Genomic DNA, 14,941 nt, shown 5'->3' with positions numbered 1-14,941 from the left:
CTACCTGGTCTGTCATGCACCATACCGTGCTGCCTATAAGCGTTTTAAGACGATACCCTTTCTGATCAGGGCTTATGAGACGTCAGCGTGCGGCCAAAGAACGTATCCATCCACATATAGGCCGTCAGCCAGTCCTGCATGCGCAGAAAGGTGTGACGCTCATTGGGAAAGGAATGTTCCTCATACGGCACGCCCTGCTCTGACAGCAGTTTTGCCAGAAGGGTCGATTGCTCAAATTCCACGTTATAATCATCATCACCATGCACCAGCAGAACCGGCGCGTGCCAGTGGGCAATATCCGCCGCGGGAGAGGACTGCCATTCCACTTCATGCGCCTTTCTGTTCTCCTCAGGAGAAAGGCCATATGTGTCGGGGTCGATCATATCATGCACACCATGAAAATCCGCGCCGGCAGCAAAAACATCACTATTGCGAGCCAGAGCGAGTGCAGTCAGATAGCCGCCCCAGCTTCCACCCCAGATGCCGATACGGGCGGGATCAATATCCGCTCTGGTTTTGAGATACGTAGCAGCAGCAAAGACATCCCGATATTCACTGGCTCCACGCCCGCCGGTTTCAGAAGCATTCCGAAAGGCTTCGCCATAGCCTGTCCCGCTGCGGTAATTGACGGACAGAACAACATAACCTTGCGCCGCCAAGGTCTGGTTCATGGCATAGGCATTGGAATAATAGTCCATACCATTAAAGGCCGGGAGCGTCTGGCGGTGTGGCCCTCCATGCACAAACACCAGTGCAGGGCGCAGTGTTTTGGTATCGCCCTCCGGCACAAAAAGCTGTCCATGCACCTCCACGCCATCTGCGCTGTGGAACACAACCACTTGCGGCGTCACAAAATGCACATCTGACGGCGCTTGCGGAGAAATAAGCGGGGTGCTTGCGTCCTCCGGCCCAACCACCACCGGGTGCGCCGTCTGTGTGACACTGGCGGCGATCACGCCCACCTTTCCTCCAGCCACAGCAAGGTCTGTTTCCATATCCTCAGTTTGGGTCAAACGCTGGGGAGAAGACCCATCCAGAGCCTGCCGCCATGCATGCCAGGAATCCACATTGCCGACATTGCTCGTGTAAAAAAGCGTCTTGCGATCCTGAGATAACCGATAGGCTGAGACTTCCGCCTTATCGGGCGTCAGACAGGTCGGGATCCCTGTGCCGGATGCAGCCACGGTACAAACCCGCATCCAGCCGCTTCCTTCCCACGGGAAGAGCAGATGGGCGTTGTCAGACCACAGCAGGCTGCTTCCCTCCGGCACAGCAAACCGTGCCCCCGTCCCGGCAGGGGGTGTCCACACCACATGGTCCGTATTACTAGCCAGATCATAAACATGCAGAGACCAGAAGGAGCCTTTTTCAGTCTTCTTATCAGTCAGCGGCCTGTGCTCCCGCACAAACGCCACAGAACGGCCATCCGGAGAAAATGTTGGAAGACTATCCTGCCCAAGTGCTGGAGCAAGAAATGTCATGGTCGCTGTTTTGACATGCCATAAACCGATGAGCGCATGGCTGCCCCTGTCCAGCGTGAAGAGCAGCGCCGAGCCATCTGGTGCCCATTGCAGGGACGTCAGGCTCCCCGGCACGCTCATGACTTCTTTTGCCACCTTGCCAACGGGGGCCAGAAACAGAGAGCCTTTGCGCGAGAACGCCAGCGTCGCCCCATCTGGAGAGAAAGTGGGATTCCAGCCTTCCCCTATCCGCATCTGCCTGCCGCTTTCCAGAACTACATTCACGCTCTGATGCGTTCCTGTTTCTGAAAGGTTTGGGTTAGGAGAAGAGGCATCCGGAAATTCCGGATCCCCTCCCTGCACATAGGCTAGCGTCTTGCCGTTGGGGGAAAGCGCCACACCCCATAAATTGGTTCCGTCATCCTGCGTGAAATGGGTCAGGGCTTTTGGTGTACCTGCCGCATCCGCTGCCAGAATATTCCGCACACCATTGCGTTTTTCCACCCACGCAAACCGGTTCGCGTTGCTGGCTCCGACTAGATTTGTGGCAAACGGCATGGACAGAAGTGCTGCGATCTGATGGCGCGCTCCGGCCTCATCAAGCGGCGCAGCACTTGCCAGAGAGGCAGAGTATAAACCAGCAGTAAGAAGGGCTGCGGCAAAGGCAGAACGGATCATCATGGTCATTTCCCCGCCAGAGTTGTGAAAATTTCTTCTTCTACTCTGGAGAAAGAAGAATACTGCCCGGGATTCTCCTGCTCATAGTCAGGGTAGCCGTCTGCGGCAAACAGATAGGCCTCTCCGTTTTGCGGATTATACCAGAAGCCGGAATGGAGCCCGTATGCATCCCCCAGATGGCCACGCAGGCCGCCCTGATACCCGACATAAGGGCTGGCAGGCTTTCCATTGGTGTCATTTGTGCCTGTCAGCGTGAACAGGCTCAGGCCATAGGTGCTGAGCGGGTACGGGCAGACGCCGTTCTTGCCATTAAATGTCCAGGTGGGTGTTTCCATCGCCTCGATGCTTTGCGGAGCCAGAAGCCTGACACCGTCAAGCGTGCCGCGCTGGATCATGAATTGTGCCAGACGTGTGAGCCCCTGCAAAGAAATACGGAGTCCACCCTGTGGAGAAAATACGCTTCCATTACTGCCAATTTTGTAGGACGCCAAATCCTCTTTTCTCCAGACTTTAAGAGGCTGGCTATCAACTGCAGCCTCATAACCTGAGGGCACATACTGATAAAGCGTGGCCAGACGCTCCGGATGCTCCAGCTCCGCGACGTTATAGCCACCGTCAATTTTCAACGGTTCCAGAACATGGTGCTTCTGATAGCGGTCAAACCGCTCCCCGCTGACCCGCTCGATGATGGTGCCGACAAGCCCGTAGCACAGATTGCAATAGGTAAAATACGTTCCGGGTTCGTGGCTATCATGAAAAGAGAAATGATAGTCTTGGCTTCCGGGTTTATGACTTTCATCAAAGAAATCACGCATCAACTTACCGGGCGGCAATACATACACATCGCCATCCCGAATGGTGGAGGTATGGTTTAAAAGCATCCGCACGGTGATAGGGGTGTTGGGAAAATCCGGATTGCGCAAAGGAAAACCGAGATACTCCGAGACGTCATGATCGAGATTGATCTTGCCCTGCTCAACCAGTTCCATCAGCCCGATAGTGGTCACCACCTTGGAGATGGACGCAATACGGAAGAGAGTTTCTTGCTTAACCGGAACAGTTTGGGCACCATCACGCCGCGCAAACCCGCCATAATACTGGTAAACAGGCTGACCGTGTTCCAGCTTGACGGCAGCCAGTGCCGCCAGAGGCTGGCGTTCACCGTGCGTTAACACGGCATCCATTTTTTTATCGGTCGCTGTTTGCGCCAGAGCTGTTGTGCTGAAAAACGCCAGAGCCAGAACGGAACAGACTTTAAATTTCATAGCGTTTTTCCTTTTGGATACAAGACAGCATGATGTCTGGCTGCGGCCTGAACGGCTTTTGCAGAAAACGGAAGGGGCTGCATAGCGCCCTTAAGCCAGAGTTGCAGAACATCCGCATAATGCCCGCTGTCCGGCAACGCAGACTGGCCAGGGAAGTTAAGGAACAGCGAGTTGTCCCACGCCCCAACATCACACACCATCAGATAACTGGCCCCGCCTGTTACAGCATACGGATTATGGCCCTGCGCAAGCGCTGTTTCTGATACGTCCGGATTATACCAGCGCGCCATGACCGTGTATGGGTCTCCCCCACTCCGGGCCGTTTCTCCCCCTATGGGCAGAAACGCTTCTGCTACCGCTTTTACGCCATGGAGCGGGTGACGAAGCCGCACGGTATGCAGACTGCCCCACTGCCATGCCGCTGCCACCGGCCCCAGACGGTCGCGCAACTCTTCCACGGCCTGCTGAAACGCTTTGACAAGCAGGGCATCACGCTGCGCCTCTGGCGTTTCCCCCAGTCGGCCATCGGACTTTTGCAGGAGAGCCAGAAGAACAGATGCATTAAGCGGTTGAGGCAGAAGAGCACGCAATTTTTCCGGAACCAGAGCCTGATAGAACAGAGTATTCAGCCGGGTCCACCACACCTCATACAACGCGGCGGCAGCACTTGTCGCCTCTACGCGCCCATCCCAGCGGCGCAGCAACGCGGCTTCTGCCTGCACGGACGCAGGCACTTCCGGCAGAAGTTGCACCACGGACAAAGCCAGATGAGAGAGCGTATCATGCTGCAACGCCACGCTATCCGCTACTGTGGCATGCGGAGAGTCCTGAAGGACTTCTGCAACACGCTTGTAACGGTAAGGATCTTTCCATTCATAACTGACGCAGCGTTCCTTATACGGGTAATCCGCTGGCAGATTGAGTTCATTGGACGTGCCGAACCAGCCATGGGCCGGATTGAAGCTGTTAGGGAGCGCATCCAACGGCTGGAGGCCCTTCCAGTCATAGCGCCCATCACCCGGTGCTGGGAGCAGGCCATCATAACCGTTGCGGCGTTCCGGCAGTCCGCCTGCGGCCTGCCAGCCGATATTTCCAGCGGTATCCGCATAGGTGAAATTTGTTGGACTGGTATGAAGTTTCAGAGCTTTTCGGAAACTATCCCAGTCGCTGGCAAGATTGATGCCGATATTGGCGAGCATGCCGTTCGCACCCGGATAGAGCCATGTGGCGGAAACTGCCACTGCCCTGTTTCGCGCAGCATCGGCGGAAACAACCGGCCCCTGTGCTGCATAACGCAGGGTGACGTTTTGCGCAGGCCCACCGCGCACAGCAATGGAGATCTCCTCATGCTCCATTTCCACCCAGCGCCCATTATGAAAATAGCGGTCAGGATGGTCGGGATGCGTGCGCAGGATGAACAGATCTTCCTGATCGATATGAAAATTAGTGCGTCCAAAAGCAAAATGCGCATTATGGCCCTGCATGACGCCCGGCATACCCGGTGCCCCGCCGCCAATAACATCCAGCCCCGGCGCTGTCAGATGGATGACATGACGCGGCCCGGGTGAGCCAAAACTGAGATGCGGGTCATTCGCCAGAATGGGCCGACCAGTAGCCGTGCGCGTAGGCGCAATGACCCACGCATTACTACCCTCATTGGCGCGCCGGTGGTCGCCCTCACTGGGAGACGGCACCGCATGCAGGCCGGAAAGAGAGGGGCCATCCTGCAAAACACCAAACAGGCCCAGATCCTGCTCCGTAACCGCATGAACATCCAGCCCATCCGGCACCCTAAGCGTGTGGGCGGGTCGCAAGGGCTGGATCAGCGCATCATAGTCCAGCGCATCCTGCGCGGCCAACTGGGCACGCCGGATTTCAGCTTTGGTATTCCCCGTTGCTTCCGCCCGGATACGCACCAGATCCAGAACATCCCATTCAAGCGGATGATAGGAAAAAATATCGAATTCTTCGGGTAGTTTTTCTTCACCCGTGTTGATTCGGGCAAGAGAGGCGTTGATCCCCGCCACATAGGCTCGGGCGCAGGCCTGCACGGTGGGCGGCAACGCTGCAAACTCTGCCTGTGCATCACCCCGGAACAAGAACAGTCTGCTTGCCGTATCTGACGGCACACAATCAGGCCCGTAAACTTCCGCCAGTCTGCCCAGAGCCCGGCGATACTCAAAATCGAGCTGCCACAGCCTGTCCCGCGCAATCAGATAGCCATTTGCAAAAAACGCATCCTGCACGGAAGCGGCACGCACATGCGGCACGCCCCACTGGTCCTCCAGCACTTCAACCGGGGCCTTTAGTCCCTCCAGCCCCACCATGCGGGAGGCTGCTTTTTTTCCGGCCAGAGCGCGGGAGGTCAGTCCTGCCAAACCGGCAGCAACACCCCCCAGCAAAACATGACGACGGGTAAGCGTGGAGGCGTGTCTCATCTTACGGCTGCATCTCTTCAACAAGGTCCCGAATAGTCAGGGCGGACCCGCAGGAGAGCGTGAATCCCAAAGCCCCATGACCAATATTGAGCAGCAGGTTACGCCATTGCGTCCGCTCCACCAAAGGCACCCCTGTAGGCGTGGCAGGCCGCATCCCCGCCCATGTGTCAGCGGACGCGTAAGGACCGGCGGCCGGCAACGTTTCCTCTGCCAGATGTTTCAACGAGGCGATGCGGCGCGGATCAGGCAAGGCATTCAGTGCGCCAATATCGACCATGGCGGCAATACGCAGCCGATCGCCCAGACGGGCATACACAACGCGGTTGTCATAATCTGTGACACTCACATCAGGCAGCACGGCCGGATCTGCCTCCACGGTCAGACTGTAGCCTTTCAGCCCGTAGAGAGGCAGTCTTTGACCCAGTGGCTGCATCAGATCACGGGAGGCCAGTCCTGCCGCCAGAACCACAAGGTCTGTCTGCCACACCGCCCCGTTGATCCGTACCCGGCACCGGCCGCTCTGGTCATCCTCAAGTGTGCCATCGCCTTTTACAAGCTGAAAATCTTTGCTCTGTTTAAGAGATTTGAGAAGCGCCTGACAGAACAGGTAGCAATCTGCCACTTCATCATCAGGAGAAAAGATGCCGCCTGCCAGTGTGGGTGCAAGACCCGCAAAAGCTGGTTCTACCTGCGCACATTCCGCCGGGGTCAGAACCTGTTCCTGCTGCGGGTTACTGATAGATTTGGCGGCTTTGGAAAACTTATGGGCGTTCCGATACACAACCAGCTTGCCGGGCTTCCGCCACAAAAAATCATCCAGCCCGTCCTGCCGCCACTGGTTTAAAGCCTGTTGCCCCTGCAGGGCGAGCGCCAAAAGCCTGGCTGCGTTGGCCTTGTTGGTTCTGGCATTGCAGGCCAGTAGAAAATCCGCCAGCCATCGCCACTGCTTCCAATCGAGCCGAAGCCTGAGAGAAATGGGAGAGTCGGCCTGAAGCATCCATGAGAGCGCTTCCAGCGGAACTCCGGCATCCGCCAGGGGCCGCACATAGCGGTAGCTCAGCTGGCCGCCGTTGCCAAAACTGGCCTGCTCACCAACATGGTCTTCCCGCTCTACCAGCGTCACGCTGTGTCCGGCCTGAATGAGCGCATAAGCGGTTGTCAGGCCAATAACGCCGCCACCCACTACCGTGATTGTCCGCTTTGCAGGCATAAAAACCACCGATCCCTTATGATCATGATGAGCCCGCTCAAACATGCGCATGCCATGTTCCGGGATCTTCTCAGAAGAAAATCTAAAAACAGATCCCCCGGCATGCCATTTAAAAAATGCCCGCCCCCCTTAACCTCAGGTTAAGTCCAATCGGACAGTCCTTCCCTACGGCCCAGCCTCCGGCACCCCCAGCGCCTCCCCGACTGCCGTTGCCACATCATGCCGTAGATGCACCACACTGTGCCCACCATTGGGATGGACACGGTTGGTCAGAATAAAAACGTAGCAATCATTATCCGGATCGATCCACAGCGACGTGCCTGTAAACCCGGTATGACCAAAAGAATGATGGGACAACCGCTCTCCTCTTGGGGAGGCATAGGGCGAGGCGATATCCCACCCGAAACCACGCAGGCTACTTTGTCCTGCTGGCTGCTGAGGTGTTGTCATCATCAACAGCGTTGCGCGACTGAGAGGAAATGCGCTGGGTCGCCCGGTCCGTTTGTCCAGCAAGGCCTGTGCGTAACGGGCCAAATCTTCCGCCGTAGAAAACAGGCCGGCATTCCCCGCAACGCCGTTCATGCGGCGGGCTGTGGGGTCATGCACTATACCGCGTAACATCGTGCCGTGTTCATCATACTGCGTGGGGGCAATACGCGCCTGTTCGCTAATGGGCGGCAGAAAGCCCGATTGCGTCATACCAAGCGGGCTAAGAATGGCATTCTGCGCGTACACATCCAGTGTCTGGCCTGTCAGTTTTTCAACCAGAAGACCAAGGGCAATAAAATTAAGATCACTGTAAATAAAGCCGCTGCCCGGCGCGATTTTTGGAACAGCCTGCATGATACGGTCCGTTGCTGCGGCTTTCCCCCACCAGTCCGGCATGCGGGGCAGATCGGGTTGCAGTCCGGAAAAATGCGTAAGCAGCAGCCGGATTGTAATCTGCCCTTTGCCTGCGGCTGCAAACTGCGGAAGGTAACGGGCTACAGGCGCATTAACATCAACCAGCCCTTTTTCCGCAAGCTGCATGACAGCCAGCGCGGTGATCATCGGTTTTGTGAGGGAGGCCATATCAAACACGGTATCCCAAGTCATGGCCTCATGCGTTGGCACAAGGCTGCGCGCACCAAAGACGCTACGGTGAATCAGCCGCCCCTGCTGGCCCACACCCCAGACTGCGCCGGGGCACTCGCCTTTGCTGATCGCCTGCCGGATCAGCGCATCCGCTTTTACAAACCTGTCAGCCTCAGGCGGCGCCTGGCAAGCGGACAGAGCAGCCTGTGCAAGCAGAAGAGATGATCCCTGCAAAAAACCCCTACGGGAGAAAGCAGGGAACCAGACTGTCATTGAGCGGAAACCTTGATCGGGTGCAGATCCTGCGCATCAAAGCTGAAGTCCGACCCGACCACCTGCATATGGAACCCCGTGACCTTGCCGGATGTATTGCGCTCAAACTGCACGTAGCTGTCGTCCTCTGCATCCTCGGCACGGTTCTGCCATTTTGCGACAAACAGATCATGCGGCAGGGCGGACAGGGTACCGGACAGACCATCAGCCTTCCCAAACGTCATGACCAGATCATTGCCTTTAAGAGAGAGGCGGATGTCTCTGCGCCATGCATCATGATAAAGGCCGACATAGTCTTTCAGATCAGACATCGGAAGAGCGATAAAGGGCCGCGCGGGTGAGCCCGGCCCGGTGGTGGACGCTCCTTTTGCTGCCTTATCCTCTGCCTTTTTAGTCTCATCCTGCCAGTATGTGACCCAGTCTACACTTTTTCCGGTGGCTATAAGGGAACTCATAGTCAGGGCGATGGAAGCGGTTGCGGAGTTCGCATAATGGTTGGTGAGCACAACCAGACCGCTATTCTTCTCTGGCAGCATGGAGACGTAGCTGACCATGCCGCTGATAGTCCCTGTGTGCCACACGCGTTTTAAACCGTAAAAATCCTCCATAAACCAGCCATAGCCGTAAGCACGGAAGTGGCTTTGCGTTTTAGCGGCGCTGTCGGGCACCGGAATAAGCGCTGAAGGCGCCCAGAGTGCATCACGCTGAGCAAGGCTGATAATTTTGCGGCCCTCCACGGTCTTGCCGCCATTCAGAAGCGTCTGCACCCAGCGGTTCATGCCGTTCACGCTGCACCACACACCACCTGCGGGTGCCACGGCGACCGGTTCCAGCGTGGCTCGGTCCGGCAGAACGCCATCACTCCCCTGCCCTGCGGCAACATCCGTCTGCCCCTTAACCGGGAATGTGCTCTGGCACGCCGGGAGACCTGCCGCATCAATCAGATGCGTCTGAACGTAATGCTCCCATGTCTGTCCAGAGATTTTTTCTACCAGCGCTCCGGCCACGACATAGAGCAGATTGTTATAGGCATAGTCCGCCCGAAAGCGCCCCGTGAATGGCATGTAGGGAAGCCCGGCCAGAACATCTTTGCGAGTAAAAGTGCTATGGGAGAACAGCATCATATCGCCTGCCCCCAGCCCCATGCCACTATGATGGGTCAGCAGGTCACTCACACGGAACTCGCGTGTAATCCAGGGGTCAGAGACCTTGAACTCGGGCATGACATCAATGACGCGGTCGGTCCATTTCAGCTTACCCTCATCCACAAGTGTTGCCAGAGCGGTCGCCGTAAATTCCTTACTGTTGGAGCCAATGGCGAAGAGGGTGTTGGGATCCACCTTCCCGCTTTTTTCATTATCTTCCCTGCGCCCGTACCCTTTTGCAAAAACGATTTTACCGTCATGGATCACACCAACGGCAATACCCGGCACATCAAAAGCCTTCTGCGCTCTGCTGACAACATCATCAATCTTCTGCTCTGTCAGACCATCAGGCAAAGCTGGTGTTGCAGCCTGAACTGATGTGCCACTCAACGCCATCAACAGCGCAGCCAGCGTGCCACACTGCATAGCGATGTTTGCACGCTGTTTCATTCTGGTGGGATGCTGCCGCAGTGTGAGGAAGACGTTTGAATGAAACATGGAAAGCTAAAGCCTTAGAAAGATTTTTTATGGTACATGCCATAAAACAGTAGGGAGACAACCATACAGAGAGAAGGGGGAGGATGCATCTTCTCGTCCGATCACCACGTAAATACGATATCGGAATGATCAGAAGAAAAGCGGGATCTGTCTATGTCAAAAATGTCATGACCCATTAGCCAATGGTTAAGGGATACCGTTGCCGTTACAGAGCTGGCAGGCCGGCAAGATCTTTCTGAATTTCTTCTTTAAGAAGTTCTAAAATATCACGTGAAATATGTGAAAGTGCATAATCAGCACGAAAGAGAACCGTGCAGGAAATGCCCAGAGGGGGCTTGAGCGGAAGCGGCACAGGCAAACCCGGATGATGCAAAGCCGTCAACCCGTCCACAATGGCGCAGCCACCGCCAAGCCGGACCAGTTCCGCTGCCATATAATGTGTACGCACCCGCACGACTGGCACGGTCGAAAGGCCGGCCTCTTCCCACACCATATCCAGAAGGCGGGCAGTAGGATCATTCTCGCTCAGACCAATATAGCGGGCAGGATTAATGTTTTCCAACGCGACCGGGCCTGCGACCGTCTCCTGATCAATCAGCACCAGAGGGACGTCTGCAATATGGCTGGCCGTGAGCCCCTGCTTTTCATACGTCCCAAACACAATCCCCAGATCAAGATCATGATTGAGAATGCGTGAGACAATTTCCGGCCCATGCAGGGTATCGATTGTCAGCTCGTTTCCCGGATGGGCAGCGTGATAGCGCTGAATGACCCGCGGGACCACGCTCAGCCCCAGACTTGGCACACAGCCGATGCTGATGGCGTGTCCATCCCGCGCATAACGCAGGTTTTCCGTTAATCTTTTGAGATCAGAAATTTTCTCAAAGATCGTGTTCACATGAGGCAACATGATCCGCGCTTCCCGCGTGGGCACCAGCCTCCCCCCGGTGCGCTCGAACAGCGCAAACCCTAAAGACTGCTCTGCATAGCGCAGCACCTTGCTGGCAGCGGGCTGGGAGACATGCAGGACCTCGGCAGCACGACGCAGGGAACCTGTGGACATGATCGCATAGAAAACTTCGATCTGACGTAAACGCATAACGAGCGTTTCACCCTTTCTGCTCTATTGTGCTGGTGTCATTCTGTCATAACAGAATGTTAAAACATCACAACAAATTTGAAGGACACATTATTCGTTACCATCACTACCTGAGTTTGCTTTTCGCGATACGGATGGAAGGAAGTGACTTACGAGGAAGAGGAGTCCCCCGCAATACTCTTCGCTCTCTTATGCATGCGTCTATGCCTCTGAGGGCTTTCACCAAATCACTCTGTGCTTAGTAGAGAGCCTCTTTCATACCGTAAATTATTGTCCTTGGTGATGCAGCCGGATCAGAAGGCAGTGAGGCAGTATTTCTGCGCTGCATCTTGCTCGTTTCAAGCCTGAATTTTTCATGTTGTTGACCAATCGGGCCCAGCTTTGAAGCATAGCCTACGTCGCCTACAGCAGGCCTACGTGTGTTTTGGCCTTAACCAAAGCGCTATTTCCCGCCTGCATTTCTGCATCGGGTTAGGGTTTGGATTTCTTTGTAGGGGATATGGTTGCGGGGGCAGGATTTGAACCTGCGGCCTTCAGGTTATGAGCCTGACGAGCTACCGGGCTGCTCCACCCCGCGGTGGTGTTGATTAGGGTAGACTGGAAGACCTGGCGGCGACCGACTTTCCCACGACTTAAGCCGCAGTATCATAGGCGCTGGGGGGTTTCACGGCCGAGTTCGGGATGGGATCGGGTGGATCACTCCCCGCCATGGCCACCAGGTCATCCAGTCCACCCTGAGTGGGGTGGTGTGGATGCGGTTGGTAAAGAGAGAATTTTTTTGTGTGTGACGCGTGCATGGATGATTTCTGTGCACGGGCTGTCCTTTTAAGGGGACAGTATGAGAGTGAGCCTATAGAGCGATTAGGACCAGTTAGCTACACGCATTACTGCGCTTCCACACCTGGCCTATCAACGTGATGGTCTATCACGGCTCTCAGGGAGATCTAGTTTTGAGGTGGGTTTCCCGCTTAGATGCTTTCAGCGGTTATCCCGTCCATACTTAGCTACCCGGCGGTGCCGCTGGCGCGACAACCGGTGCACCAGAGGTATGTTCATCCCGGTCCTCTCGTACTAGGGACAAATCCTCTCAAATCTCCAACATCCACGGCAGATAGGGACCGAACTGTCTCACGACGTTCTAAACCCAGCTCACGTACCACTTTAATCGGCGAACAGCCGAACCCTTGGGACCTGCTCCAGCCCCAGGATGTGATGAGCCGACATCGAGGTGCCAAACCTCCCCGTCGATGTGGACTCTTGGGGGAGATCAGCCTGTTATCCCTAGAGTACCTTTTATCCGTTGAGCGATGGCCCTTCCACGCGGGACCACCGGATCACTATGGCCGACTTTCGTCTCTGCTCGAGCTGTCACTCTCGCAGTCAGGCGGGCTTATGCCATTGCACTCAGCAGCCGGTTTCCGACCGGCCTGAGCCCACCATCGCGCGCCTCCGTTACACTTTGGGAGGCGACCGCCCCAGTCAAACTGCCCACCATACAGGGTCCCGGATCAGGCTAACTGACCGCGGTTAGACATCAGAAAAATTCAGGGTGGTATTTCAAGGATGGCTCCACAGGAACTGGCGCCCCTGCTTCAAAGCCTCCCACCTATCCTACACAGAATGTCTCTGATGCCACTGTAAAGCTGCAGTAAAGGTTCATAGGGTCTTTCCGTCTGACCGCGGATACCCCGCATCTTCACGGGGAATTCAATTTCGCTGAGCCGATGCTGGAGACAGCGGGGAAGTCGTTACGCCATTCGTGCAGGTCGGAACTTACCCGACAAGGAATTTCGCTACCTTAGGACCGTTATAGTTACGGCCGCCGTTTACCGGGGCTTCAATTCAGTGCTCTCACACCTCCTCTTAACCTTCCGGCACCGGGCAGGCGTCAGGCCCTATACGTCGTCTTTCGACTTCGCAGAGCCCTGTGTTTTTACTAAACAGTCGCTACCCCCTGGTCTGTGCCACCCGCCAATGGTTGCCCACTAACGGGTCTCGCTTATCCCGAAGTTACACGAGTAATTTGCCTAGTTCCTTCAGCATCGTTCTCTCAAGCGCCTTGGTATTCTCTACCAGTCCACCTGTGTCGGTTTCGGGTACGGTCTATATGCCAGAGCTATTTCCTGGAATGCGCCAAAAGCCAGTCCAATCCGATAAGGACTGACAACATATTGCATTCGTCACTTCTGGCAGGTTCAGGAATATTCACCTGATTCCCATCGACTACGGCTTTCGCCCTCGCCTTAGGGGCCGACTAACCCTGCGTGGATTAACCTTGCGCAGGAACCCTTGGACTTTCGGCGACAGTGTTTCTCGCACTGTTTGTCGCTACTCATGTCAGCATTCGCACTTCCGATATCTCCAGAAGGGGTCACCCCGCTTCCTTCACAGACCTACGGAACGCTCCGCTACCGCGCATATCATAGATATGCACCCACAGCTTCGGCACGTGGCTTGAGCCCCGTTACATTTTCGGCGCAGGGTTTCTATTAGACCAGTGAGCTATTACGCTTTCTTTAAAGGATGGCTGCTTCTAAGCCAACCTCCTGGTTGTTTTGGAATCCCCACATCCTTTCCCACTTAGCCACGATTTAGGGGCCTTAGCTGGTGGTCTGGGCTGTTTCCCTCTCGACAATGGACCTTAGCACCCACTGTCTGTCTGCCAGGCTAATACTTCCGGGTATTCGGAGTTTGGTTAGGTTTGGTAAGGCTTTGGGCCCCCCTAGCCCATCCAGTGCTCTACCCCCCGGGGTAAATTCCTGACGGTCTACCTCAATAGATTTCGCGGAGAACCAGCTATTTCCGAGTTTGATTGGCCTTTCACCCCTAGCCACAGCTCATCCCCGACTTTTTCAACAGGCGTGGGTTCGGCCCTCCAGTGCGTGTTACCGCACCTTCAGCCTGGCCATGGCTAGATCACTCGGTTTCGGGTCTTCTGCCAGCAACTAGACGCCCTATTCAGACTCGCTTTCGCTACGCCTACACCTACCGGCTTAAGCTTGCTGCAAACAGAAACTCGCTGACCCATTATACAAAAGGTACGCCGTCACCCCATAAGAGGCTCCGACTGCTTGTAGGCATTCGGTTTCAGGTCTATTTCACTCCCCTCGTCGGGGTGCTTTTCACCTTTCCCTCACGGTACTTGTTCACTATCGGTCACCAGGGAGTATTTAGGCTTGGAGGGTGGTCCCCCCATGTTCAGACAGGGTTTCACGTGCCCCGCCCTACTCAAGGATCTTCAGAAGCGCTACGCATACGGGACTATCACCCACTATGGCCACCCTTTCCAGAGTGTTCTGCTTCTCTTCCAAAGACCACTGGCCTGTTCCGCGTTCGCTCGCCACTACTAGCAGAATCTCAATTGATGTCTTTTCCTCCAGGTACTGAGATGTTTCAGTTCCCCGGGTTCGCCTCATAGTCCTATGTATTCAGACTACGATACCCTTGCGGGTGGGTTGCCCCATTCGGATATCTACGGATCAAAGCCTGCTCGCGGCTCCCCGTAGCTTTTCGCAGCGTGCTACGTCCTTCATCGCCTCCTGGTGCCAAGGCATCCACCGAATGCCCTTATCGCGCTCACTCGCCCCATGCACAGAAACCATCCATGCCACAAAGTGACACTTCCGAGTTCCCGCATGATGCATCCGAGCACGTCACACGTTCTCTCTTTAAAAACGCATCTGGTCGCTAACGCTGATTTCTGCTTTCACAGATCCTGAAATCTCTCGCAGGATCTGAGGGTCAGACAACCCACAGAAAAACAGCACGCACAGATACGCACCAACCGATTCACACTAACAA

7 protein-coding genes, 1 tRNA gene and 2 rRNA genes are annotated in these 14,941 nt (G+C 55.6%); all 10 read right to left on the bottom strand.

The window, feature by feature from the left end:
- Positions 1–65: 65 nt before the first annotated feature.
- The gene (locus tag ACHQGU_RS01805) at positions 66–2,141 is read right to left on the bottom strand and encodes an alpha/beta fold hydrolase (protein WP_395495666.1); all 2,076 of its coding nucleotides are present in this window, start codon (positions 2,139–2,141) and stop codon (positions 66–68) included.
- A gap of 2 nt (positions 2,142–2,143) precedes the next feature.
- A complete protein-coding gene (locus ACHQGU_RS01800) occupies positions 2,144–3,403 on the bottom strand; it encodes a serine hydrolase domain-containing protein (protein WP_395495665.1) in 1,260 nt (419 codons plus the stop codon).
- Complete coding sequence (locus tag ACHQGU_RS01795) at positions 3,400–5,841, bottom strand: penicillin acylase family protein (protein WP_395495664.1); 2,442 nt, start codon at positions 5,839–5,841, stop codon at positions 3,400–3,402. Before ACHQGU_RS01795 ends, ACHQGU_RS01800 begins: the two co-directional genes overlap by 4 nt.
- 1 nt (position 5,842) lies before the next feature.
- Positions 5,843–7,051 carry an FAD-dependent oxidoreductase gene (locus ACHQGU_RS01790; protein ID WP_395495663.1) on the bottom strand — a complete coding sequence of 403 codons (1,209 nt, stop codon included), beginning with the start codon at positions 7,049–7,051 and terminating at the stop codon, positions 5,843–5,845.
- Positions 7,052–7,216: 165 nt separating this feature from the next.
- On the bottom strand, positions 7,217–8,398 hold the full coding sequence (locus tag ACHQGU_RS01785) for a serine hydrolase domain-containing protein (protein WP_395495662.1): 1,182 nt from the start codon (positions 8,396–8,398) through the stop codon (positions 7,217–7,219).
- On the bottom strand, positions 8,395–9,993 hold the full coding sequence (locus tag ACHQGU_RS01780) for a serine hydrolase (RefSeq protein ID WP_395495661.1): 1,599 nt from the start codon (positions 9,991–9,993) through the stop codon (positions 8,395–8,397). The genes ACHQGU_RS01785 and ACHQGU_RS01780 overlap by 4 nt, the downstream gene beginning before the upstream one ends.
- Positions 9,994–10,246: 253 nt before the next feature.
- Positions 10,247–11,140, bottom strand: a complete 894-nt coding sequence (locus ACHQGU_RS01775; RefSeq protein WP_395495660.1) for a LysR family transcriptional regulator — start codon at positions 11,138–11,140, stop codon at positions 10,247–10,249.
- A 500-nt stretch (positions 11,141–11,640) separates the two neighbouring features.
- A tRNA-Met gene (locus ACHQGU_RS01770) sits at positions 11,641–11,717 on the bottom strand.
- Between the two features lie 27 nt (positions 11,718–11,744).
- A 5S ribosomal RNA gene (rrf, locus tag ACHQGU_RS01765) occupies positions 11,745–11,860 on the bottom strand.
- 120 nt (positions 11,861–11,980) lie between these two features.
- Positions 11,981–14,722, bottom strand: a 23S ribosomal RNA gene (locus ACHQGU_RS01760).
- Positions 14,723–14,941 lie beyond the last annotated feature (219 nt).

This window comes from Acetobacter sp. KSO5, assembly GCF_044094635.1.
Lineage (GTDB): Bacteria > Pseudomonadota > Alphaproteobacteria > Acetobacterales > Acetobacteraceae > Acetobacter > Acetobacter cerevisiae.
Note: the sequence above shows the minus strand (reverse complement) of the source record. Positions and strands in the feature narration are given on the sequence as shown.